Origin of the sequence: Muricauda sp. MAR_2010_75 (genome assembly GCF_000745185.1) — a bacterium.
Classification (GTDB): Bacteria; Bacteroidota; Bacteroidia; order Flavobacteriales; family Flavobacteriaceae; genus Flagellimonas.
This window is the reverse complement of record NZ_JQNJ01000001.1, coordinates 2,882,480-2,905,775: the sequence shown is the minus strand read 5'-3', so window position 1 is coordinate 2,905,775 and position 23,296 is coordinate 2,882,480. Positions and strand designations below refer to the sequence as shown.

Genomic DNA, 23,296 nt, shown 5'->3' with positions numbered 1-23,296 from the left:
CTATTTTAATTTTTTCATCTAATTTTCCATTTCTCCCACGCAGGCACTTAGCCCTTATTCTTCCTCGACCGTACGCTTTTTCCCCAAAAACAATCGTTCCCCGAAAAAAATAAGCACCATCAATACCAGGGCAACAATGACCACCAAAAGGTCACTACCGGCCTTTGACCAAATAAAGGCGCCCAACACCAGTACATCCAGCACAAGGGCCGTAATGAGGATAATGGGATTTGCACCGATTTCCTTTCGTAGATTGTTTAGGACCCCCCAATGGATCCCGATATCCATGATCAAATAAAAGATGGCCCCCAATGCAGCGATCCGGCTCAGATCGAACAACACGGTGAGCCCTATGGCAATCACCACGGTATACACCAACATATGTTTCTGTATGTCCCCGGGCATCCCAAAATGTCGATGCGGTATCAATTCCTTTTCAGTGAGCATGGTGGTCATCCGGGAAACGGCAAAAATGCTGGCAACGACCCCGGAAACGGTGGATATGATCGCCAGACCAACGGTGAACCAGACCCCATATTTTCCAAAAGCGGGTCTGGATGCCTCGGCCAGCGAATAGTCCTTGGCCGCAATGATTTCCTGGATGGAAAGATTGGAAGAGACTGCAAATGCCACCATGAGATAGACCAGGGTACATATCACCAAAGAAATGACAATGGCCCGTCCCACGTTACGTTTGGGATCGACGATCTCATCCCCGCTATTGGTAATGGTGGTAAAACCCTTATAGGCCAATATCGACAGTGCCAATGCCCCCAAATAATCCACCAGGGAATGCTCGGTCAAGGACTGGGAAGGAACGACCTGATCAAAGGTAAATCCAGCTGCCCAAAGGCCACCAATGGCAAAAACCGCTATCCCGCCGATTTTTAGTATGGCCATGACCAAGGACGACCTCCCGATCGCTTTGTTTCCCATCACATTGACAATAAAGGCTGTGATCAACAACAATACCCCAAGGATCGGGGGCCAGAATGCTTTGGACTCCACATCAAAAAGCTCCAATACGTAGGTACCGAACGTCCGGGCCACCAAACTCTCATTGATGACCATGGAAAGGGCCATCAATAGGGCGCCGGTAGCGGTCCAGGCCGTTTTACCGTATACCTTTTTGAGGTACCTGCCAATGCCCCCGGCAGAGGGGTAGGTATTGGACATTTTGACATAGGTGTAGGAACTGAAACCTGAGATGACTGCCCCGATTAAAAAAGCAAAGGGAAACCATTGGCCGGAGAGTTCGGCAACCTGACCCAAGAGCGCAAAAATTCCCGCACCGATCATCACACCGGTTCCCAAAGCAACGGTATTGGTCAGACTCAGGCTATTCTTTTTGTATTCTGCCATTTAAAAACGGGCTAGCAGGCCTCCGCCCCAACCATATCGGTTGTTGTAGTTGGCCTGGATTGAAAAATTACGTGAAAGGATATAGGAGGCCCCTACCAGCCATTGGGTCTCACTTTCATAGGATGAATTCCCCAAATCGTTGACCCATCCAAAATCGGCCCGAAATTCATATTCCCCCTCGAGGAAAATCCTTGGAAAAAGCAATAGTTCCCTATCCAACCTTATTCTTGGACGCAGCTGGTGGTCCATACTCACATCCATATTAAAGCGGTATGGGGTAAAATACTTGACCCCTATCAGTCCCACTGTATTGAAGCGGTCATAGGAATCAGGGATGGAGGTTTCCGTGTTCACCCCTGCATAGACCCTTACCCAGTCATTGAGATACCTGTTATAATTGAATTCCACCTCGGCATTTTGGTCGTAGTCAAATTCTGCCCGTACCCCAAATTCATTCCTGATATTACTTGAAACAAGGAAGAGTTCATTAAAATTGGAACCCAATCTGGCAGCACCCCAAGCATAATAATGGTCAGTTTCATCTACCAACTTTTGAACAGGAAAATCCTTCATCCTCACATCCCTTGGGGTATCATAACTGAAAACCCTGGCCATGCCCCCCATCATGTGGTAGAGGATATGACAGTGGAAGAACCAATCCCCGTACTCTTCATTATAAAATTCGATGACCACTTTCTGCATGGGCGGCACATTGACCGTATGTTTCAAGGGTGACTTTTCACCATTCTCATTGATGACCCTGAAATAATGCCCATGGAGGTGCATCGGATGGTGCATCATGGTCAGGTTGTTGAGGGTGATCCGGGTTACTTCCCCACCTTTGATCTTGATCTTATCGGTTTCTGAAAGTGGCACACCGTTCATACTCCAGATATACCGTTGCATATTCCCCGTCAGGTTCAACAGAATGTCATTGACGGGCAGATCGGCATTATAGGTAGTACTTTCCTTTGCTTTTAAGAAATCATAGTTGAAATACGTTTTACGGGTATCGTAATCAAAAGCTGAAGTGTCTTTCTGCATCATTGGCATAGTCTGAACCATAGGGTTTTCCATCTTGTCCTTATGTCCGGTGGATTTCATTGACGTTGAATCCTTTTCCATTCCTGCCATATCCCCCATCTTTTTATCCATCTCCATGTGCCTATGATCTTCATTCGCATTCATAGGCCTTTTATCATCCATCTTCGCAATGGGTTTATCCTTTTGACCGCTCATTTTGGTCTTATCCATAGACATCCCATTGTGCATACCCATATCCATGCTGCCATCCTTCATGTCCATCTGCATTCCGTACTTGTGCATGAGATATTCGGGTGTGTTCTTTTTTTTGTTGCCGGCCATTGCCGGAGCCCCCATTTTCATGTCCATTCGGGCCATTTGTTTCATCATCGCCACTTTGTCGGGCCTATCGATGGTCGTTGCGGAAAAAAGCGTTCCCTGACCTAAGTGCAACGAGGTATGCCCGGAGCCGTCCTGTGCCGTGGCGGTTACCTCCAAAGTGCCTTCAGGAACGGTCACGATGACATCATAGGTCTCGGCAATGCCAAAAAGAAAACGACTTTTGGAAACAGGCTCCACATCGACACCATCCCCGGAAACCACCATGGGGTTACCGCCACCGAAATCCATCCAATAATAGGTGGAGGCAGAGGCATTGACGAACCTGAGCCGCACTTTTTCCCCTGGTTTGAAATCAGGGTATTCGGCCAATGTTTTCCCATTGGTCAAAAATGCGGGGTAGTAGATATCCGCAATATCCGCTCCCTCCATACGATCTCGCCAAAATTTGAGCTGTGCACCTAGTGCACCTTCCTTGATGACCCTGCTCAAGGGCACCGCGGTCCCTTTTTTGACCTGGTACCACTCGTTTCCCCGTTTAAGGTTTCGGAGCACGTTCATGGCCTTTTCGTTCGTCCAATCGGAAAGCACCACGACCAAATCCTTATCGTAGTCCAACGTCTTTTCCTTGGGATGGATCAGTATCGAGCCATACACCCCCTTTTGCTCTTGCAGCATGGTGTGGGAATGGTACCAATAGGTACCTGATTGGTTGATCGGAATCCGATATTGGAAAGTTGTGCCAGGTTCTATGGGCGGTGTGGTCAAATAGGGAACCCCGTCATAAAAATTGGGCAAGATCAATCCATGCCAGTGTACGGAGGTTTCCACATCCATCTTATTGGTCACGTTGATCAGGGCGAGGTCACCCTCGTTGAATTCCAAGACCGGTCCCGGAATACTCCCATTGATGGTCATTGCATCGGCAGTGACCCCACCGAGGGTCAATTTGTTCTGTTCCAGTACAAGATTGTATTCCCGAACGGGTCTACCTTCCTCTTTTCTGTCCTCACCATTTGTCCCCACTTGCCCAAAAACATGGGTCGTCAAGGCAGTTAGGACAAAAAACAAGATTTTAGATTTCAATATTTTCATCATTCATTCATTTACATTTGTTCAATTACATTTCATCGGTGATTTCACCACAGGTCAACATAGCCTCACCGAAATAGGGGTTTTTGATCTCTTTGGTCGTACTCAACCAATAGGCACCTTTGTTGTTATCGGCCATCGGGCAAAATTGTTCGTATATCTTTTGATCGACCCCAAAAAGCTTGACACCTTTGGATAGATGGGCGGACAGATGTTTAAAATGATCGCGTTGCGCCTTGATATCCGATTTCTTTGAAATGGAATTCGCCGAATTGGAGATTTCCTTCGAGATCGTCATCCAATGGTCGTGCGCCTTTTTGTCCGTCAATTGTTTCATATCCACATGTTCCAAGGCCGACAACACTTTTTTTGCAGCGGCATTGGACTTGGCGGCATTATCATTGACAAGCGCATCCTTTAACTCCAAGTAGGCGCTCAACACCTGTTTCAATTGGTTCTGAAATATCCCTGTCGCCGCTATTCGCTGGTCCATGTCGGAATGGTCCGTTTTACTTTCCTGTTTGACATCGCCCATATCCATATCCGAATGATCGCTACCGCCTGTACCCTTGTCATCCCCCATCTTCATTCCTCCGTGGTTATGTCCCGTCATGGCGGGCCCACCTTCAGGATTCATCATGCTCGGTTTCCCGGCCAATTGGGCCGCCGCGTCGATACTAAAGGTCCCATTTACCGCGATCTCATCCCCTTCTTGCAGACCCTCCTTGACAATGAAACCATTTCCCAACGATGGTCCCAAGGTGACATCGCGCAACACAAAATTCACCCCATTGGACGTGGTATTCTTGATGTATACCACAGAACGTTCCCCGGTCCACATCACTGCCGACTTAGGAATGGTTATCGCTTCTGATGCAATGGGCTGTTTTGCTTTCACGGTTCCGGAAGCGAACATTTCCGGCTTTAACCTTAAACCGGCGTTCCCGATCTCGATTCTGGCCTTGGCAACCCTAGTCATGGGATTGATCACCGGGTCGATATAGGAAATCCTGCCTTTAAAATTTTCGCCCGGGAGGGAGGGTATGGTAAAGACCACTTCGTCGCCTTTCCTTACCCAGGGCATGTCGGACTCATAAATATCGAACAATACCCAAACGCTGTTCAGGTTGGCAATTTGATATAATGCCTTGCCCTTGTTGACATAGTCGCCAAGGTTTACCATTTTTTCGGTAACGTAGCCTGAAACATCGGCATGTATCGGCAATTCCTCCTTAACGGTCCCGGATTGAAGTATCTGTGCGATTTGGTTGTCGGAAAGCTTCCAGTTTTTTAATTTTTCCTTGGCGGCATTAAAAAACTGCGGTTGGGTGTCCGCCACCTTTCTTGCTTCAAAAAGTTCCTCTTGTGCAGTGACCAGGTCAGGGGAATAAATATAGGCGATGATCTGCCCCTGCTTGATGTACTCCCCTGTAAAATTGACCATTAGCCGTTCCACCCTCCCGGGAATATGGGAAGATTGGGAATAGATCGATCGTTCATCCGCTTCCACCGCTCATTTCAAGTATATCGGCAAAATCACAGGGACAAAGCTCACCTTCCTCGTTCAACCAGAAAAGTATCTTTAACCGAGTTTCGTTACCGGCCAGGGCTAGCACTTTGCTGATTTCGACAATTGTCTCTGAGTTTGTTCCCAAGGTTTCGCGACAACGTATTAGCTGCTTTTGGTCGGCCTCGTCGCGTGCTCAACTTAATTCAAGTGCCATAGTATTGTTTTTGAAAAAAATATAATTATTTAAGCAAATACTAAAATAATATTCTCCACCATTGCTCTTCCAAAATTACACTTTACTTAAATACATTCTACCCGATATTAAATCAAAGTAGCTATGTAAAATATTTTATTAAAAATAGGTGCTGAATCCAAAATACCATGTGGCCGTTCTTGAGGCAGGATTGTTGAGAATATCCTGTTGCCACTGGTATCTGTAGTTGATCCTTAGAACGGTCTGTGGTGCGGGCCTAAAGCTTATTGCAGGTGTAATTGCGAATAAATCATCCCCAACATTCGTATTGGTCTGGGCAAACCTGCCAATGTTGTAGTCCACATAATCCGTTCTGAGCGACAGGTTGAGTACGGCATTTTCCCAGTCCAATACTTCGGTCTTTAGTACCGGTTGGACAATATCCACAAAAAAACCAACTTGCCGATCACCAAACTGCTGGGTAAAAGTGTCCGGAACATCGACCCATATGTAGGCCATTTCACCGATAAACCTTGTCCCCGTTTTTTTAATGGCAGTATTTAAATCCAGGGCAAGAACATCTACCCTCCCTGATTGTGTATCAACCTGAAGCCCGTCAACTTCTTTCCTATTGTAGGCCCCACCCATATAAGAAATGCCCAATTCCCCTAATTTTCTATGCTTAATGGCCAACTTTCCATTGAGGAGCGCATTTCCGCTAAAATTCTCCTCGAATCGCGAGGAATTCTCCTTGACCGAAGCCAAAAATGTTCTTTCTCCCTCTTTATCTATAATGCTTGTATCAAAGCCATTGGTGAGGTATGCTTCATAGCCCAAGGTCCAAGCTTCCTTATATGCCTTTCCATATATCCCAAATCCGGCATTGGAGAAAGTGGCGGGCAACAAATTGGTGCTGACATCTGGCCGCTCGACAAACTCCCATTTTGGTCCGTCGTGATTTTGATTAAAGGAACCTATTGGATTCAGTACGATGCCTCCCCTAAGGTTCAACAAGGGGTGCAAAGCAATGTCCATGGAGGCGAATTCAATGGCAATTTCCTCTGTCCCGTTTTCAAATTCCAATTCGGTCAAAAACTTAATGCGCTTTGAAATAGAAGCCGAGACAAAAAGGGTCAATCTTCGGGCCTGAAAAGAAAGCCCCTCGGACAATCCGTCCTCAATACTGTAGATTGAGTTCGCCTCTAGATAACCGCCCAGATTGACTGGAAATTTATCGAAAGTTAGAAAAGGACGGTCATAAACCGCATCCATATTCATCGATTCCTTAATACTGTCCCTGTCGCTAGTTTGCGAGCTAAGGGTTAAAACGTAAATGTTCATTAAAGCAAGGGCTGCATATATTTTACGAACCATGCACATAGATATTTTCATTATCGGCGGTTGTTTCAAATGATTTTAGGTTTTCTTCGGCCGGCCCTTCTAAAACCCTGCCTGAACGGTCGAACTCACTGCCATGACATGGACAGTTGAATATGCCGCCGCCAATGTTGAGTTCACAGCCCCTATGGGTACATTGCATCAAACTGGCCAGATAATTACTGTTTTGTGTTTTGAATATTCCGATGGGGTATCGCATGGAATCGCTCTGGATGACCACAAAATCACGTTCAATCTGCTTTCCCCCTTTCACCTGTTGAAACTCCCCCTTTGAAACTCGTAGCACTCCCCCTTCTTCAACGAAGGATGCATAATACAGGCCTGCGCAACTACCGAGTAAAGCGGAGGAAGCTGGCAGGACTGCTATCAGATATCCAAATTGTTTAATAAAATCTTTTCTATGCACTTATAGGGAATTAATGAATTTTATCAGTTGTGATTTTTCTTTTGGGGTCAGGGACAAATACTGGGCTTTTGAATTATCGGCCTCACCGCCGTGCAATTCAATGGCCTCCTCAATACTCGAAGCCCTTCCATCATGTAACAACAAATCCGAGTAGGGATGAAATTCCTTAAAGGATAACGATTCAATTGGGGAAAATCCTGTGGTCAACGTGGGTGTGTGACAGACAGCACATTGTACCGATTCAAAGAGTTCTTTTCCAGCAATGACATCGGGGTCTGTTTGATTTCTGGGAATTGGTGCTTTTAAGGTTTTAAGGTAGAAAACGACATCGTTCAAGGTTTGGGTACTAATTTCAAGATCCTCTTCAAGTCCACTGAACGGGTCAATGGGGTCATAAAGAGATGTAATCCCTATGTCCTGGTTATATGCGCTGACGCTTTGGTGCAACAAATCATAACTACCCGCTTTCTTTCCAAACCTGAAGATATAATTGTTGCCCTGGGGAACACTATTATTCCGAATCTTGGTGAATTCAGGAGGAATATTGTAGTGAGGTCTTCCACTAATACCGTCTTGATTTGCATCAGAAGGGTCTGCGAGAGCCAAAATATTCGCGTCAGGGACAGCATCCAACAAACCCAATCCCGTTACCGCCGGAGCGACCAAAATGGAAAATGGGAAGCCTTCAGGCACGGTCTCCGGTTCAAAACCCGGTATGGCTTTATTTTGAATTTGGTTCCTGCCATCACCGAAGGATAACATCGAGGGTAAGTTCAAGTCATTGTTACCGAATCTGATTAGTTGATTGAAAGGATGACCCTTGCCATCCCCTGAATGGCAACTTGCACAGCTGGTGCCAACAAACAAGGGGCCAAGACCTTTTTCAACCGTGAAAACATCATCGTTAAAAGCTATATCCCCTGCTAAAAACAGTTGTTGCTCGCTTAAGGACAATCCGTCCAATGGCCCGTCCAACAGCTCAAATTCCATAGGTTCTTCCGGACCCAAATTTTCACAGCCAAATAGAGCGATTAAAGACAGGCCAATAAAGAAATGAATGATTTTAGACATTACTATAATGATATTTATTCCAAATAAAATATATTTTTAGATAAGTCTAAATATAGATGTAAAATTCTTCAATAAAGAAGTGGTTAAACCTTAAAGGGTTTGTTGATTTAATTATGAAAATCCCGTACTGTGGGAAATGTCGGTTGGCCAGAATGAAAATTTATATTTCGATATTTACTATGGGCTTATGCCCACTTCATCCGCTGCAACCGCACCGCATTAAAAATCGCCAATAACGCCACGCCCACATCCGCAAAGACTGCTTCCCACATGGTAGCCAATCCACCTGCGCCCAGAATGAGCACGATAATTTCGCATAGTAAGCTATACCTAATATTTACTAGAGTATCACATAGGTAGAAAAGCTACTTAACTATCAGCAGTGGGGCCTTGGAGGCATACAGCATTTTTTTTCTTAGCCCCTTTTTGAAAAGTGCCTCAAAAAATCCGTGTTCCCTGTAAAGCAAAACCAATAGGTCTATTGGGGTTTCAGTCAAAAATTCATCGATACCCTCTTCGGGTTTGTCTTCCTCGATAACTGTAAAGAACCATTGCTTAGGTACAAGAAGTTTGCCAAATCTTTCACGAATAAATGCTTTCTCCGGCACTCTTTCCTGTTTGTCCGCTATATGTACAAAGTGCAACTGTGCATTATAGTTTTGCAATAATCTGGACAATATTTCAAAATCTATTCTATTATCCATACTATCCGTATCCACTGCGACCCCGATACGCTTATATGCAGTATAGCTGGCATCTTCAGGTACGGCCAGTACTGGACAAGGCGCCTTTTGTGTCACCTTTTCGGTAACGGTTCCAATAAAAATTTCATCAAATCCCGAAGCCGTGCCCTTGGTACCCATAACGACAAGACTGGTATTCATTTCCTTAGCCAGGCCAGAAATCACATCGACCGTTGCCCCGAAACCGACAATTGCTTGAAATTCCAACTTGTCCAGTTCAGGAAAGCCTCTTAGAAACTTATCCAATTTTTCTTTATTGAGTTTTTCTTGTGATGCTGTGGTATCTGTTACATTGTGTGCCATAGTTGCCATCCCGATGGGCGTACCGGATGGATATGCCACTGAATAGGCGTGGACAAAAACCAGTTTTGATTTCAATTTTTGTGCTAGCCCAATTGCGTAGCTCACCGCATTTTCTGAAACCTGTGTGAAATCTACGGGTATTAAAATTCCTTTATCTTTCATATCATTTTGTTTTTATTGATTTGACTTCATTAATCTTTCTTTTTAGGTTTAATTATTCAATTGAAAAGCAGGTAAAAACCATATAGAATGGCATCTAAAAAGGCAATTGTCAGCACCGCAAGGAACATTGCCACAAAAACCAACAAGCAATACCCTTTCTCCTTTCTGGTTCTTACTTTCCTGTTTATTGAATTCCCCTTTTTTTCCTCTAGTCTCCGCTTTCTTCTTTCCCGTGACATATTATACTGTGCTTTACTAAAATCAACGCACCAATGCTATCCCCTAAGGTCATAAAACCATTCTTCTGCACGTTTGATTCCCTCCGTAATGGCCTTCTCACGAGAATACCCATTCTCCTTTACCAATTCTTGTGCAATTTTGAGGGCCTTCTTCCGAACTGACGGCTGTAGGCCATCAAGTTTTGTTTTGAAATCTTCAAATGTCCAGTCCATATTGTATACTTTTTTTAGAGCTTTCGCCCTTCCATCTCTGCTTTTACAATGCCGCGTTCAAGGGCTTCCTCCTTGGAGCATTGGTTTGTCGTATAGTATTCTTTAGCATACTTTACGGCCAATTTGTGGATGTTTTCATCCAGCATATTGAGCCTCATCGAGCAATCTTTAAAAAGTTCGTCTTTCATCTATCAAAAAAGTTTCAACACGTAAAAAACCATGACCAGTAAATAAACTATATATGCCGCATCAAATACAAAAATCTGCCAACGAGAGAAACCGTGCAGTTCCTTGCTTTGATGCACAAATAGTGTGTAAAGCAGTGGCATAAGCCCGACAAAGGCCAGGTTGACCCAGAACAGTTCAAAGTCCTCAATGGGGGTGGTTACCAAAGCCAGCGGAAAAAATGCCACCGTCATCGTTACGGCATTGTCTGCAATAACACTGGTGGTGCCCGCTGTCACCTCGCCCCCTTTTACCACGCTCCAGGTCTTGAATATTTCCGGTGCCGTGGTCATTATGCCCGTGATGAAAAGGCCTCCCACGATTTCAGAAATATTTAGGGCAGAAACAATATTTTCGGTCGCCTTCACTATGAAAAAAGCGCCAACTGCTATCGCAAAGGCCCCGGCAATCGATAACCAGACCTGTTTTTTGTTCCATTCTACTTTTTTGCCCTTTTCCTTGCCTTTTATGATTGCGTGGGTCAAGAACGCAGCATAGGCCGCCAGCATAATCCACCCGTCCACAGGTTGCAGGCCACGCCAGGGCTTTGGCAGAGTTAAAATGGCCACAAGGGCGATAATGCCCAGATAAGGAAGGGACAGTACGGAAACCGAACGTTTGTTCAACGCCAGAATGTTTTTATCAAGATGTTCTTGATGTTCCTTGTTGTTCTTGAATTGTTTCCTGGAAGCAAAATAAGCTATGGTCACCATCAAGGGAATGGAAATAATATTGGAACCCAATAAGTTGCCCAGGCCAATATCGGAAACGTCCCGTGCCGCACTGGTTATATTGATGGCAACTTCAGGACTGGCCGTTACAAGGGCAAGAAAAGCGGCTCCAGCGGATGCGGTAAGCCCCCATTGCTTGCGGAGCAACTTTAAAGGAGTCAACAATCGATCCGCACCCCAGTGTGCTGCCCAGGCCGCTAGGCCCAAAACGAGTACCCATGGCCATATGTTCATAATTCTGTCATTTTAACATTTCTCTCTTTGCTAGGTTCGATATGGATGTGCACGTCAAGTATCTCGGAATATGACCTGAACAATCTCTCCTTTACTTTGTGTGCAATATCATGGCCCTCGGTCACAGTTAATTCCCCATCGATCCAAATATGCATATCGATATGAAAGGCCGTTCCCATCTTTCGGGAATGGCAGCGCTCTACCCTTACCACTTCAGGAACGGCTTCGGCCAGTCGGATAACCTCATTTCGAAATTCGGGCTCCACAGCTTCGTCCAGCAACTCCCTTACCGATGACCTAGCTATTTTATAGGCATTGAACAGAATAATGCCCGCTGCAATGAGTGCCGCGAAATCATCCGCTATCTCAAACCCTTCGCCACCGATCAATGCTATGGAAATCCCTATAAAAGCGGCTATCGACGTAATGGCATCACTCCTATGGTGAAATGCATCGGCCTTGACGGCCGAACTATTGATTTCATCACCTGTTTTCATGACATAGCGATACAACGCCTCTTTCGTGAGGACAACAAATACCAGTATGAAGAGTGTGAAGGGTGCAGGAGTTTTGTGGGGTACCAGAATATGGTCGATGCTGTCCCTTATGATTATACCACCTGCAATGGTTAGGGCTATGGCAATACCCACCGCCACCAGGGCCTCTATCTTACCGTGTCCGTAGGGATGGTTTTCATCCGGTGGCCTTGACGACCATCTCAACCCGGCCCATAATAGTGCGGATGTCAGCACATCCGCCCCGGATTCGATCGCATCGGCAATAAGGGCATAAGAATGCCCGAACACCCCGCCCAAACCTTTGATCAATGCCAATAATGCACTGATCAAAATACCTACGAGGGTAGTTTTGAGTCCTATTCGGGATATGGCATTTGGATTCCTTTCCAAAATCTTTCTTTTGCTATTTCTTTTCTTCCCAATACGTTATTTGGACAATTTTAAAATTCTAATGGCCCCACGCATCACAAAGGCAAATACAATACCGCCTATGACCAAATCGGGCCATTTACTGTCTAAAAAATAAACCAGCACCCCTGCCAGTATTACCCCGCCGTTCACAATAATGTCGTTTGAGGTAAAGATGGCACTTGCCTGCATATGCGCTTCCTTGCTTTTGGCCTTGTTTATCAACCATAGGGAAACGAGGTTGCCGATAAGGGCGAAAATGGAAACGATAATCATCCATTGGAACAAAGGGGTTTCGCTACTACTCAAAAACCTTCTCACGACTTCCGAAAATCCCAGCAGGGCCAACGCCATCTGAAAATAGCCACTGAATTTCGCCACTTTCTTTTTTCTGGAAATAGCGCCGCCTACGGCAAAAAGGCTCAATGCATATACAATGGAATCGGCCAGCATATCCAGTGAATCGGCAATTAGACCCATCGAGGAAGAAATCCAACCCGTAGTCATTTCGATAACAAAAAAACCAAAATTGATGTACAAGACCCACCAGAGTATCTTCTTTTGTTTGGTCTCATCTTCAGTATTAGGTGCTTCCGCCTTTTCTGTTCCCAAAAGTTTTTCCCCCAACTTTAATGCACCCAATTCCACGTTTATTTCTTGGGCATTCCCTTGATGGTACACATCTAATTTCCTATTCGGAATGTCAAAGTCCAGATATTTGATTTGAGGATTTGACTCCAGTTTCATCCGTATCATCTGTTCTTCTGAAGGGCAATCCATTTGACTTACCTTAAAAGTGCTTTTGTTTATAGTGGACATTTAAATAATCTGTATTAAATTCTACGTTTGGTCTTTTAAATCTTTACTTACTATGGGATTCCATATATTTTTCCAAAATCGATTTTAAGCTCTCCAAATAATCAGCGAACGATTTAATGGTCGGTTTTGCTTCATCATCTACGGGAATCGTTATGGGGTTCTCATCCAAATACCGATAGAGTTCGGGATATTCGTGTTCAATCCTTAGGGTCAATTCGTTGATTTCTTGGGTTAGTTTTTGAATTTTCTTCATCTTCGTTTTTTTTATAATTTTATATATGCAACGCCCTGTCTTCGGTAGCAGCCAAGCAGGCTTCCTTAAAGGTTTCTGAAAATGTGGGGTGTCCGTGGGACATTCTGGCAATATCCTCTGCCGCTGCCCTGAATTCCATCGCCACGACAGCTTCCGTATAACTATCGGCTATGCGCGGACCTATCATATGAACGCCCAAAATTTCATCGGTTTCCTTGTCTGCAATCACTTTTATAAAGCCATCGGTGTCCATACTTATCTTGGCCCGTGCATTGGCCTTAAAGGGAAACGTGCCCGTTTTTATAGCCCTTCCTGCTTCTTTAAGTTCCTCTTCGGTAAGTCCCACGCCGGCTACTTCGGGCTGTGTATAGACAATGTTTGGTATGAGGGAATAATTGATGTGCGGCTTTTGTCCCGCAATGCGTTCGGCCACAAAAACACCTTCTTCACTGGCCTTATGGGCGAGCATCGCACCTCGGACTACATCTCCAATGGCATAGACCCCTTTTACATTGGTTTCCAGGTTATCGTCTACTTTTATTTGTCCTTTTTCGTTGGTTTCCACTCCCACGTTTGCAAGGCCCAAGCCTGATGTAAAAGGTTTTCTCCCAATGGCCATCAGGCAATAGTCGCCTTCCAACTGCATTTCCTTGTCGTCTTTCCTGTTCTGTGCCGTAAGGGTTACTTTATCATCTGCTGCCACAGCTTTTGTGACCTTGTGTTCCAGATAGAACTCGATATCTTGTTTTCTTAGGGACCTGTACAATTGATGCCCTACGGATTTGTCCATTGTATAAATAAGCCCATCAAAATACTCTACGATGGAAACCTTTGAACCTAACCTGGCGAAAACCGAACCTATCTCGACCCCAATGACACCACCTCCAACGACCATCAAGTGTTTGGGGATTTCTTTAAGGGCAAGCGCTTCCGTAGAGGAAATAATCCTTTTTTTATCTATTTCTATGTTGGGCAAGGATGCAGGTTTTGACCCGGTGGCGATGACCATTTTATCGGTTTCTATGGTTTGTGTTTTGTCCTCGCCCTTAATTTCAATGGTGTTTTTGTCCTTGATGTTTCCGTGGCCTTCATAAACGGTAACCTTGTTCTTTTTCATCAGGTAGGCTACCCCGTTGATGATTTCCCCCACGACGTCTTGAACCCTTTGGTTCATTTTTACAATATCTACATTCGCCTCCTTGACATCAATGCCGAAATCCTCGAATTGGTGTTTGAGCTTGTGGTAATGTTCCGATGCTTCCAGCCAGGCTTTTGAAGGGATACAACCCACGTTAAGGCAAGTGCCGCCAAGGGTACTGTACCTTTCGATTATGGCCACTTTAAAGCCCAGTTGTGCAGCACGTATGGCACACATGTAGCCACCTGGACCGGAACCAATAATTGTTATATCATATTTTTCCATAATTGTATTTTTTTGGTTAAATAAGGTGGAAGAACCTTGAACTTGCCTCTTGGGCGCAAGGGTTCAAAGTTCTGGAACTCCCACCTGTTATTTTTCCTTACATTTCACGCATATCCCTTTTAATACCAAGTTGACATCGTTTATTTTATAATCACTTGGTAAACTTTCTTCCGGTATTTTATTTGGCAAACAGATTGTTTTCTTACATTCGGTACAATGAAAATGCAGATGTAAATCCGAACCATATTTACCTTTAACGTTTTCATCAGAAATTGCAAATTTTGCCACTCCGGTTCCATCATTAATCTGATGAATAAGTCCCTTCTCCTCAAAAATCTTAAGGTTGCGATAAAAGGTCGTTCTGTTTGCTGTCTTATTGGTTTCGCTCTTTTCGGCAAAGACCTTTTTTAAATCGGAAAAGGACACGGCACTTTGCTTCCTTCTCAGATACCTGTATATCTTGGACCTCATTTGAGTAGGGCGAATACCGTGACTTGACAATATTTTTTCCGTTTTGTTCATTTTTTAATCTTGATTCAAAGGCAATCTCCTTTATTGGATTTATTTTTTATAGGCGAGCAAACGCAATGCATTGACCACCACTACCAACGTAGAGCCTTCGTGAACCGCCACGGCTATGCCGATACTTGCCCAGCTCATTATGGTCGCAGGAATTAAAAGGGCAACAACCCCCAAGCTAACCCATAAGTTTTGCTTGATTATCGCCTTCGCTTTTCTGCTCAAACCGATGGCAAAAGGCAAGGTTTCCAGTTTGTCTGCCATTAGTGCTATATCTGCGGTCTCTAAAGCCACGTCGCTTCCCGCCGCACCCATTGCAATACCAACGGTACTGTTTGCCATAGCAGGGGCATCATTGACCCCATCACCTATCATTGCCAGTTTATTTTCCTGTTCCGCAAGTTTTTTGATGGCCTCCACTTTTTCTTCGGGAAGCAGACTTCCGCGAGCTTCGGTCAAACCGATTTCCTCGGCTACAGCGTCGGCTACTTTCTGGTTGTCGCCGGTAAGCATTATCATTTTCTTGATGCCTATTTCCTTTAGTTGGGCAAGGGTTTCCTTGGCTTTTTCCCGTGGCGTGTCCATTAGCCCCAGCATCCCTATAAATTCATTGCCCCTTTTTATTAGCATCGTGGTCTTTCCTTCCCCTTCAAGCGCTCTTACCTTTTCTGATACATCGCTGGGAACACCTTTATCAATATCCTCAAAAAGCTCAAGGTTGCCTATGTAAATGGAATTCCCTTGATAGTTTGCCTTTATGCCCTTGCCCTGTACGGCTTCCAAATCATCGGCATCGGGAATTTTGGTGTCCTTCCCAAGCCGCTCCATCCCATCCCTTACAACAGCCTTTGCCAGGGGATGGTCACTCAGTTCCTCAACCGCAATCGCGATTTCCAACAGTTCCTTTTTATCTATACTGCCAAAACTTTCGACGTCGGTAAGCTTTGGTTTTCCTTCGGTAAGTGTTCCCGTTTTGTCAAAAGCGAGAGCGGTAAGTACCCCTAAGTCTTCCAAGGGGCGACCGCCTTTTATCAAAACCCCGCCTCGTGCTGCTCTTGCCACACCACTCAATACAGCAGATGGCGTAGAAATGGCCAGGGCACAAGGACTGGCTGCCACAAGTACCGCCAGGGAACGGTACAGGCTTTCATTCCACGTTTCATCGATGACCAAAAAAGCAAAATTTAATACTATGACCAATAAGATTACCGATGGCACGTAGTACCGCTCAAACTTGTCTGTCAATAATTGTGTGGGCGATTTTTGGTCCTGGGCCTCTTGAACCATAGTGACCAAGCGGTTGAGGGTAGAATCTTTTGCCTCTTTAATCACCTTTATTTCGAGGGTATTGTTGCCATTGATAGTTCCTGAAAATACACGGTTCTCGTCGGGAATATCGCTTTTTGCTGTATATTCCTTATCGGGATTTTCTATTGGTGTTTTGTCCACTGGAACGCTTTCCCCGGTAATGGGTGACTGGTCTATACTACTATTGCCCTTTACAATAACACCATCAGCAGATATTTTACTGTTGGGGCGTACCACGATAGTATCACCTATCTGTAACTCTTCTATACCGACTTCAACGGTATCGTCATCCTTCTTTAATAGTGCGGTTTTAGGCGCAAGGTCTGTTAACGCTGCAATGGATTTCTTGGCCTTGCCCATTGCATAGTTTTCCAGTGCGTGACCCAAACTAAACAGGAACAGCAACAAGGCACCTTCTGCCCATTCGCCCAAATAGGCGGCTCCTGCAGCTGCGACCAGCATCAGGAAATCGATTTCAAATCCGCCCTTGGAAATCTTGACGATGGCCTCCTTCAAGGTAAAATAGCCACCGAAAAAGTAGGCCGCAATATAGAGCCAAAAAGGAATGTTTTCTGAAACCCCGGTAAATTTCTCCAATAGGAAACCCGTAATTAGTGTGACCCCGCTTAAAATAGCAAAATAGAGTTCGGTGTTTTTGCCGAAGATGCCGCCGTGGTCGTGGTTGTGGCCATCGTCTTTGCTGTGTTTTTCCTTGTCTTTCATATTATTAATGGTTTTGTTATCGTTAATTAAGATTTAATCCAGTTTTGGGCTTGTAATTTGTTAAAGGTTAACATTTTTGCTATTTCCAATTCATTTTTTGCAAACGTATTGCATTGAGAATGGCAACGAACGAAACACCTACATCGGCAAACACAGCCTCCCACATCGTAGCCAAACCGATGGCACCCAAAATGAGAAAAATCCCTTTTACCCCAAAAGTAAGACCAATATTTTGCCATACGATACGGCGTGTTGAGCGTCCAATTTGGATTCCTCGGGCCATCCTGCTCGGCTGGTCGGTCTGGATGATAACGTCTGCGGTCTCTATGGCCACATCGCTGCCCAAACCACCCATTGCAATACCCACATCACTGGCTGCGAGCACGGGTGCATCGTTGATGCCGTCGCCCATAAATGCTACCGTGGATTCAGGTTGTTCCTTGAGCTTTTCGACCTCGTTGAGCTTATCTTCGGGTAGCAAGCCGCCTTTGGCCCAATCAATATTCAGTTCCTTGGCAACTTGTTGGGTTATGGAATCCTTGTCTCCAGAGAGCATTATGATTTTAGCTATTCCGGCCACCCGAATCTGTTGAATGGTGTGATGCGCGTCTTCCTTAAGTTCATCGGCAATGGTCACATAGCCTGCGAATTTTCCATCGATGGCGACCATCACTATAGATTCGACTATCACATCGGTTTCAGGTGGAACATCAACACTATTGGAAGTCATCAATGCTTTGTTGCCGACCAAGACCTGCTTATGGTTGACTGTGCCCTTTAATCCCTTACCGGCAACTTCAGAAACTTCGGATGCCTTAAAATCAGTACCGTCCGCTTTGTATTCCAGAATTGCCTTTGCAATGGGGTGGGTAGATTGTTCTTCCATCGCCATCAGGTATTTCATAAATTCCACTTCCGCAAAAGCGGATGTATTTATCACTTCCTTAATCTTAAAGACCCCTTTGGTAACGGTTCCGGTTTTGTCCATCACCACAGTATTCACTTTGGTCATTGCATCGAGAAAGGATGCACCTTTGAACAGGATTCCGTTGCGCGATGCCGCACCCAGACCGCCGAAATAGCCCAGTGGAATGGAAATGACCAAGGCACAAGGGCAGGAAATCACCAAGAAAATTAAAGCTCGGTATAGCCAATCCCTAAACACATATTCATCGACAAAAAAGTATGGTAACAAAGTGAGTCCGATAGCAAGGAAAACCACGATGGGCGTATAAATCCGTGCAAACTTCCTAATAAATAATTCGGTCTTTGATTTCCGGGCCGTGGCATTCTGTACCATCTCCAGAATACGGGCGATGGAACTGTCCTTGAATTTCTTGGTGGTTTCTACTTCGATGACACCGTCGAGATTGATGCTTCCCGCAAAGACTTTTTCGTTCTGTGTTATGGTGTCGGGTTTGCTTTCGCCAGTAATGGCAGCTGTATTGAGCGATGCTTTGTTTGATAGCAGTTTGCCATCCAATGGGATTTTTTCGCCCACCCGTACCTGTATCTTCTCGCCAATATTGACCGTTTCGGGATTGACGGAAACGAAGTCCCCATTACGATAGACCAATGCCTCGTCCGGTCGTGCATCCAGAAGTGCCCTAATGTTTCCTTTGGCACGGTTTACGGCAGCATTTTGGAACAGTTCGCCCACGGCATAGAACAACATCACGGCAACGCCCTCTGGATATTCGCCTATGGCAAATGCTCCCAAGGTTGCGATGGACATCAGGAAAAATTCTGTAAAGAAATCGCCATTTTTAATACTTTCCCATCCCTCCTTGATGACGGGAAAGCCAACAGGGATGTAAGCCACCGTGTACCACACAATCCTGACCCATCCCTTAAAGAAAGGAAAGGCATCGAAATAGTCAATGGCAATACCAACTATGAGCATCACAAAGCTGAAAATTGCCGGTAAATAGGTTTTGAGCTTTTTTTCGGTTGCTGAAATTACAGTGGACTGTTTCCCTTTTAGCTCCCGTAGCTGTAGTTTTTTCTTTTTCATCCTTTTGTTGAGACCCAGGTCATTGCCTGCTCTTTATTTTTACTATCAAAAAATTTAACTTCAGACTTTATGAAAAAATCAGTTGCCTTCGCGGCCCATTCCTGCCATTTTTTATTGCCCACAAAGGCCATCTTGCCATAATCTCCCAAATGAGCCGAATCAATCTTTAGGTCTTCCCAAAAGCCTTTAAGGGTATAGCCTTTTAAATCTTCCATTTCAAAATAGAAATCCACTTTATGCCCTTTTTCTATGATGTTGTGGATAAGCGGATGCATCTTTTCCATATCCTTTTCCGTAAGTTTCCCGCTGATTTTAGCGGCAATAAGATGTTCTTGTTCTAAGTTTATTATCTGTAACATATTTGTATATCTTTATATTAATCTATTTAAAATATTAGTGCGTTGTATGTGCAAATATCCATTGGCCTACACTTACTTTTCTTAATTATAAAGCGCCTTCTCTTTTCCTAAGTGCAAGATGGCTTCGGGCAAATCGAGTTCGCGCGTTCCGTTGCCCGTTCTAATATAAAACCGTGACCTCCCGTCTTGACTTAGATAGACTGGTGTTTTGGCCGGGTCTATTTCTATGTAGCACACGTCATTTTCTCCATATCTGTAAAAAGATACATTTACAGCCGTACATAAATGGGTTCCCAATTTTAAAGATATCAACTGCATCAGGTATTGCTCAAAACCATCTGTACCCGGTTTTTTCAAGGTGTCAAAATCCTGGTTTAGACCGAGGATGTTGCCGTTATCGTCTACTCCTATAAGCAAATTACCACCGTTGGTGTTCATAAAACCCGCTATGGTCTTGATAATTACAAATTCCAACTGTTTATTCACTTTGGATTGACGTAAATCCCATCGCAGACTTGATTTGAACTCCACCAAATCATTCTCGCCTTTTTTAATGAGTTCCAGCAGGGTTTGCCCATCCATCCGTTTCCTGTTCAGTTGAAAAATCTTTTTTCTGAAAAAGACCATCAAGGCAAGGCTGCTTCCCAATATTCCGAACAACAGGTTTTTAAGGACTTGGTCAACATCGGTAAAACCCCATACGGTTTCAAAAGCCTCGCCAAGATAGCTTGGCCAGTGACCGGAATCGCCCGACCGGTCAAAGAGAAAAAGGGATAGGCCCAAGGGTTGCAGTATAAAGACCCCAAAGGCAAAGCCTGCCAAAAGCCATATCCCTATTTTTCTTCTTTGCATAGATAACGGTGTTATGGTCGTTCGGTCAAAAGCAAAACACTGTTATTTTTTGTCCTTTAACAGGAACGTCTTGCGTTTCTCAAACTCCTCTTCGTCGATTTCGCCGCGGGCGTACCGCTCCCTCAGGGCTTCCATTGCCCTGTCCTTTCTGTTTTTCTGTCCCGGTGTGGGGTAGGGAATCAGGAATATCCAGAAGATGAGGATTATCCATAACCCCCACCATATCCAGTGCATTCCCCCAAAATACCAATCGTCCATCATAATTTTCTAGATTTAAAGATTCATGTTTCAGTTACTATTGCTATTGCTTGTTTGTTCGAGCCAGTTGTTGGCCATGTTTCCATCTTCAGGTCCGAAATATTTTATGTGGGCTTCACTAAACGGCAATAGCGATTCGGTAAACCGTTCTTGCCATGTTTTTTCGCCCACCAAGGCTATTTTCTTAAGCCGTGCTTCTTCGGGAAAGGAAATATCCAACCTCTCACCGCTGCTTTTCTTCACTCCTTTTTTGCGAGGCTCCATTTCCATATACCAAGCGGGCAGTTCATTGCTTTTCAAATGTTCATTCAGGGCCTTGACTAAGGTCGCCCCATCATCGGCATCCAGCTCTTGATCTGCGATGGTATATAAGATTTGGTCTTTTTTATAGATTGCTATCATCGTCGTATTCTTTTGATATTATTGTCCTTAAAGGTTACTCCAAATTGCCATTGCATTTATTGCATACTCCCGTTACGACCAGATTGATATCCTCTGCCATATATCCTTGGGGCAGGTTTACCTGCGGGATTTTACGGTCGGTCAAACAAACGGTCTCGTTGCACCGGGTGCAATGAAAATGCAGGTGCAGGTCGTTGCCCACCTCACATTCACAGTCTTCCTCACAGAGCGCATATTTCATAATGCCCGTACCGTCCTCTATTTGATGTACGATGCCTTTTTCCTCAAATGTTTTCATCGTCCGGAAAAGGGTACTCCTTTCCGACTTCTCGAAGAAACTCTCCAATTCGCCCAAACTGATGGCCACCTCGTTTTCCAGTAACTTTTTATAGGTCAACAGACGCATCGGGGTGGGTCGTATTCCCTTGCTCTCCAATTTTTTGACGATTTTTTCCATGTGCGATGGGTCAGAGGTCGTACCGTTTTAAGGATTCCCCCGTTTTGATCTGGAAGGCATCCTCAATATCCGATAAATAGATGATACCGTCCCCTGGGTCGGGCGTTTTACCGTTTTCCGTAATAATATCGATTGCCGATTGTGCTTCTTCATTTTGACATACCAGCTCCACTTTTACCACCGGACTATCGGTTACGTGAAAATCCAATGAGGGCTTCGCGCCTTTTGCTTTGAATGCTCCAGTACCCTCCGCCTGTGAAAGCGTCATACTTTTAAAACCTTTATCGCTAAGGGCTTCGATGACCCTTTGTATCCTGTTCGGTTTAACAAATGCTTTTATTTCTTTCATTTTTAAAATGTTTAAATTTTTAATCGATTTTGAACCGAGCCTGTTCTTTAATTTTTAACTAACTAAATTAAGTCGATAAACAAACTCGGAATCAAAATCCTTGATTTTTAGAGAATTAATGTCCGTGCTCCAATTCGCCTTTCACCATTTCTGAAGAAAGAGTATAGGCCCCATTTGTTACTATTTTGATATTTTCGGGTGTTCCTGCAGGCAGGTTAACTTCAACAAACCCCAGATCGTTGACCCCCGTGCTCACGGGGATGCGTTTATATTTCATTTTATTTTCAACAGGTTCTTCATCCTCATCCATGATGAAGATATAAGACTGTTCACCTTCCTGGACAATAGCTTCCTCGGGAACAGCAAAGCCTGATTTTTCTCCTTGTACAATTCTTCCCTCCACATACATTCCGGGCAAAAGGTCCTTGTCTTTATTCTCGATATCTGCCAATACCTCTATGGCCTTCGGATCGCTCTCAAACGTCTGCCCTATGGAACGCACGGTGGCCTTTAACAATTCATTAGGTTTTGAGGCTGTTGAAAAATAAATCTGTTGTCCCTCCTTGACCTGCTTGATGTCCTTTTCATATACTTTGAAATTGACATAGATTTTCGAATTATCGCTTATCGAGAACATTTTGGATTGTGGGGCCACATAATCGCCCAGGCTTACCATTACTTCGCCCACATAGCCACTAATGGGCGTAATAATGGGGATGGCAGAATAGATCTCCCCTTCGGCCACTTTGGAAGGGTCCAGTCCCAACAAGCGTAGTTTGGACTTTAGGCCGTTTACACTGGAAGTGGTGGAACGAAATTTGGATTGCGCCATTTGGAATTCCTTGCCAGAGGAAACCCCTTTGTCATAGAGGGTCTTTTTGCGCTCAAAATCCTGCTTTAAAAATACCAGTTCGTCATTCTTTTCCTGGTATTCCTGTTGCATGGCGATGATATCCGGGTGTTCTATATAGGCCAACACCTGTCCCTTGCGCACAATGTTGCCCGGTACTACCTTGATCGAGCTAACATTTCCACCAATAAAGGGACTAATGTTTGCCCTGTCCTGTGGGAAGAGTTCGAGTGTTCCTGTTACCTTAATGTTGTTCCCTAAATTACGTTCCTCCAGAGGTTTCGTTTCCAGACCGATGGTTTCGGCCTGTTGTTTTGTAAGTTCAACAACACCTTCTTCCCCTTCTTCCCCTTCGTGGCCACCTTCTTCTTCGTCGTGACCCTCTTCTCCGTGCGCATCTTCTCCAGGTGCTTCGGTTTTTGATACGCCTTCCGTTTCGTTATGCCCAAGCTCGGATTTTGGGGCATCGTTACAGCTCAGAAACATAAGTGTCAATAATACGGTACTAACTAATAGTATATTCTTCATTTTTCTTTCTTT

25 protein-coding genes are annotated in these 23,296 nt (G+C 44.6%); all 25 read right to left on the bottom strand.

Annotated features, from left to right (window positions below; genetic code table 11):
- Positions 1–54 precede the first annotated feature (54 nt).
- Positions 55–1,362, bottom strand: a complete 1,308-nt coding sequence (locus FG28_RS13100) for an APC family permease (RefSeq protein WP_036383500.1) — start codon at positions 1,360–1,362, stop codon at positions 55–57.
- Positions 1,363–3,819, bottom strand: coding sequence for a multicopper oxidase domain-containing protein (locus FG28_RS13095; protein WP_036383498.1), 2,457 nt, complete (start codon positions 3,817–3,819; stop codon positions 1,363–1,365).
- Positions 3,820–3,844: 25 nt separating this feature from the next.
- A complete protein-coding gene (locus FG28_RS13090) occupies positions 3,845–5,326 on the bottom strand; it encodes an efflux RND transporter periplasmic adaptor subunit (RefSeq protein WP_051947308.1) in 1,482 nt (493 codons plus the stop codon).
- Positions 5,313–5,432, bottom strand: a complete 120-nt coding sequence (locus FG28_RS20480; RefSeq protein WP_231562679.1) for an ArsR family transcriptional regulator — start codon at positions 5,430–5,432, stop codon at positions 5,313–5,315. Before FG28_RS20480 ends, FG28_RS13090 begins: the two co-directional genes overlap by 14 nt.
- 246 nt (positions 5,433–5,678) lie before the next feature.
- The gene (locus FG28_RS13085; protein ID WP_225604827.1) at positions 5,679–6,893 is read right to left on the bottom strand and encodes a hypothetical protein; all 1,215 of its coding nucleotides are present in this window, start codon (positions 6,891–6,893) and stop codon (positions 5,679–5,681) included.
- Positions 6,883–7,323, bottom strand: a complete 441-nt coding sequence (locus tag FG28_RS13080) for a ubiquinol-cytochrome c reductase iron-sulfur subunit (protein ID WP_036383492.1) — start codon at positions 7,321–7,323, stop codon at positions 6,883–6,885. Before FG28_RS13080 ends, FG28_RS13085 begins: the two co-directional genes overlap by 11 nt.
- Positions 7,324–8,394 (bottom strand): di-heme oxidoredictase family protein, encoded by a 1,071-nt coding sequence (locus FG28_RS13075; RefSeq protein ID WP_051947306.1) that lies wholly within the window; start codon positions 8,392–8,394, stop codon positions 7,324–7,326. It abuts the gene before it with no gap.
- Positions 8,395–8,759: 365 nt separating this feature from the next.
- Complete coding sequence (locus FG28_RS13070; RefSeq protein WP_036383490.1) at positions 8,760–9,602, bottom strand: universal stress protein; 843 nt, start codon at positions 9,600–9,602, stop codon at positions 8,760–8,762.
- Between the two features lie 275 nt (positions 9,603–9,877).
- On the bottom strand, positions 9,878–10,054 hold the full coding sequence (locus FG28_RS20810; protein WP_162987829.1) for a hypothetical protein: 177 nt from the start codon (positions 10,052–10,054) through the stop codon (positions 9,878–9,880).
- A gap of 14 nt (positions 10,055–10,068) precedes the next feature.
- Positions 10,069–10,242: a hypothetical protein gene (locus tag FG28_RS20805; protein WP_164732281.1), complete on the bottom strand. Its 174-nt coding sequence runs from the start codon at positions 10,240–10,242 to the stop codon at positions 10,069–10,071.
- A 3-nt stretch (positions 10,243–10,245) separates the two neighbouring features.
- Positions 10,246–11,244: a sodium:calcium antiporter gene (locus tag FG28_RS13060; RefSeq protein ID WP_036383486.1), complete on the bottom strand. Its 999-nt coding sequence runs from the start codon at positions 11,242–11,244 to the stop codon at positions 10,246–10,248.
- Positions 11,241–12,152: a cation diffusion facilitator family transporter gene (locus FG28_RS13055; protein ID WP_081894367.1), complete on the bottom strand. Its 912-nt coding sequence runs from the start codon at positions 12,150–12,152 to the stop codon at positions 11,241–11,243. The genes FG28_RS13060 and FG28_RS13055 overlap by 4 nt, the downstream gene beginning before the upstream one ends.
- Before the next feature lie 36 nt (positions 12,153–12,188).
- On the bottom strand, positions 12,189–12,989 hold the full coding sequence (locus tag FG28_RS13050; protein WP_036383482.1) for a cation transporter: 801 nt from the start codon (positions 12,987–12,989) through the stop codon (positions 12,189–12,191).
- A 43-nt stretch (positions 12,990–13,032) separates the two neighbouring features.
- The gene (locus tag FG28_RS13045; protein ID WP_036383480.1) at positions 13,033–13,242 is read right to left on the bottom strand and encodes a hypothetical protein; all 210 of its coding nucleotides are present in this window, start codon (positions 13,240–13,242) and stop codon (positions 13,033–13,035) included.
- 19 nt (positions 13,243–13,261) lie between these two features.
- A complete protein-coding gene (gene lpdA, locus FG28_RS13040) occupies positions 13,262–14,665 on the bottom strand; it encodes a dihydrolipoyl dehydrogenase (protein WP_036383477.1) in 1,404 nt (467 codons plus the stop codon).
- Positions 14,666–14,752: 87 nt separating this feature from the next.
- A complete protein-coding gene (locus FG28_RS13035) occupies positions 14,753–15,187 on the bottom strand; it encodes a Fur family transcriptional regulator (RefSeq protein WP_036383475.1) in 435 nt (144 codons plus the stop codon).
- A 39-nt stretch (positions 15,188–15,226) separates the two neighbouring features.
- Positions 15,227–17,215, bottom strand: a complete 1,989-nt coding sequence (locus FG28_RS13030; protein ID WP_051947305.1) for a heavy metal translocating P-type ATPase — start codon at positions 17,213–17,215, stop codon at positions 15,227–15,229.
- A gap of 79 nt (positions 17,216–17,294) precedes the next feature.
- Positions 17,295–19,229, bottom strand: coding sequence for a heavy metal translocating P-type ATPase (locus FG28_RS13025; RefSeq protein WP_036383473.1), 1,935 nt, complete (start codon positions 19,227–19,229; stop codon positions 17,295–17,297).
- A complete protein-coding gene (locus tag FG28_RS13020; RefSeq protein WP_036383471.1) occupies positions 19,226–19,588 on the bottom strand; it encodes an STAS/SEC14 domain-containing protein in 363 nt (120 codons plus the stop codon). Before FG28_RS13020 ends, FG28_RS13025 begins: the two co-directional genes overlap by 4 nt.
- Before the next feature lie 81 nt (positions 19,589–19,669).
- Positions 19,670–20,440, bottom strand: a complete 771-nt coding sequence (locus FG28_RS13015; protein WP_036383468.1) for a helix-turn-helix domain-containing protein — start codon at positions 20,438–20,440, stop codon at positions 19,670–19,672.
- A gap of 42 nt (positions 20,441–20,482) precedes the next feature.
- Positions 20,483–20,701 carry an SHOCT domain-containing protein gene (locus tag FG28_RS13010; protein ID WP_036383466.1) on the bottom strand — a complete coding sequence of 73 codons (219 nt, stop codon included), beginning with the start codon at positions 20,699–20,701 and terminating at the stop codon, positions 20,483–20,485.
- Positions 20,702–20,728: 27 nt separating this feature from the next.
- Complete coding sequence (locus FG28_RS13005; RefSeq protein ID WP_036383464.1) at positions 20,729–21,100, bottom strand: STAS/SEC14 domain-containing protein; 372 nt, start codon at positions 21,098–21,100, stop codon at positions 20,729–20,731.
- A 34-nt stretch (positions 21,101–21,134) separates the two neighbouring features.
- A complete protein-coding gene (locus tag FG28_RS13000; protein WP_036383462.1) occupies positions 21,135–21,557 on the bottom strand; it encodes a Fur family transcriptional regulator in 423 nt (140 codons plus the stop codon).
- A 10-nt stretch (positions 21,558–21,567) separates the two neighbouring features.
- Positions 21,568–21,906, bottom strand: a complete 339-nt coding sequence (locus FG28_RS12995) for a P-II family nitrogen regulator (protein WP_036383461.1) — start codon at positions 21,904–21,906, stop codon at positions 21,568–21,570.
- Between the two features lie 115 nt (positions 21,907–22,021).
- The gene (locus FG28_RS12990; protein ID WP_036383460.1) at positions 22,022–23,284 is read right to left on the bottom strand and encodes an efflux RND transporter periplasmic adaptor subunit; all 1,263 of its coding nucleotides are present in this window, start codon (positions 23,282–23,284) and stop codon (positions 22,022–22,024) included.
- Positions 23,285–23,296: the final 12 nt, after the last annotated feature.

Bases quoted from the DNA above. Each gene is read 5' to 3' on its own strand.
- FG28_RS13095 (WP_036383498.1), bottom strand. From the start codon at position 3,819: ATGAAAATATTGAAATCTAAAATCTTGTTTTTTGTCCTAACTGCCTTG.
- FG28_RS13000 (WP_036383462.1), bottom strand. From the start codon at position 21,557: ATGGAAAAAATCGTCAAAAAATTGGAGAGCAAGGGAATACGACCCACC.
- lpdA (WP_036383477.1), bottom strand. From the start codon at position 14,665: ATGGAAAAATATGATATAACAATTATTGGTTCCGGTCCAGGTGGCTAC.
- FG28_RS13010 (WP_036383466.1), bottom strand. From the start codon at position 20,701: ATGATGGACGATTGGTATTTTGGGGGAATGCACTGGATATGGTGGGGG.
- FG28_RS13035 (WP_036383475.1), bottom strand. From the start codon at position 15,187: ATGAACAAAACGGAAAAAATATTGTCAAGTCACGGTATTCGCCCTACT.
- FG28_RS12995 (WP_036383461.1), bottom strand. From the start codon at position 21,906: ATGAAAGAAATAAAAGCATTTGTTAAACCGAACAGGATACAAAGGGTC.
- FG28_RS13085 (WP_225604827.1), bottom strand. From the start codon at position 6,893: ATGGTTCGTAAAATATATGCAGCCCTTGCTTTAATGAACATTTACGTT.
- FG28_RS13075 (WP_051947306.1), bottom strand. From the start codon at position 8,394: ATGTCTAAAATCATTCATTTCTTTATTGGCCTGTCTTTAATCGCTCTA.
- FG28_RS13045 (WP_036383480.1), bottom strand. From the start codon at position 13,242: ATGAAGAAAATTCAAAAACTAACCCAAGAAATCAACGAATTGACCCTA.
- FG28_RS13030 (WP_051947305.1), bottom strand. From the start codon at position 17,215: ATGAAAGACAAGGAAAAACACAGCAAAGACGATGGCCACAACCACGAC.
- FG28_RS13060 (WP_036383486.1), bottom strand. From the start codon at position 11,244: ATGAACATATGGCCATGGGTACTCGTTTTGGGCCTAGCGGCCTGGGCA.
- FG28_RS20805 (WP_164732281.1), bottom strand. From the start codon at position 10,242: ATGAAAGACGAACTTTTTAAAGATTGCTCGATGAGGCTCAATATGCTG.
- FG28_RS13005 (WP_036383464.1), bottom strand. From the start codon at position 21,100: ATGATAGCAATCTATAAAAAAGACCAAATCTTATATACCATCGCAGAT.
- FG28_RS13100 (WP_036383500.1), bottom strand. From the start codon at position 1,362: ATGGCAGAATACAAAAAGAATAGCCTGAGTCTGACCAATACCGTTGCT.
- FG28_RS13070 (WP_036383490.1), bottom strand. From the start codon at position 9,602: ATGAAAGATAAAGGAATTTTAATACCCGTAGATTTCACACAGGTTTCA.
- FG28_RS13025 (WP_036383473.1), bottom strand. From the start codon at position 19,229: ATGAAAAAGAAAAAACTACAGCTACGGGAGCTAAAAGGGAAACAGTCC.
- FG28_RS12990 (WP_036383460.1), bottom strand. From the start codon at position 23,284: ATGAAGAATATACTATTAGTTAGTACCGTATTATTGACACTTATGTTT.
- FG28_RS13050 (WP_036383482.1), bottom strand. From the start codon at position 12,989: ATGTCCACTATAAACAAAAGCACTTTTAAGGTAAGTCAAATGGATTGC.
- FG28_RS20810 (WP_162987829.1), bottom strand. From the start codon at position 10,054: ATGGACTGGACATTTGAAGATTTCAAAACAAAACTTGATGGCCTACAG.
- FG28_RS13020 (WP_036383471.1), bottom strand. From the start codon at position 19,588: ATGTTACAGATAATAAACTTAGAACAAGAACATCTTATTGCCGCTAAA.
- FG28_RS13015 (WP_036383468.1), bottom strand. From the start codon at position 20,440: ATGCAAAGAAGAAAAATAGGGATATGGCTTTTGGCAGGCTTTGCCTTT.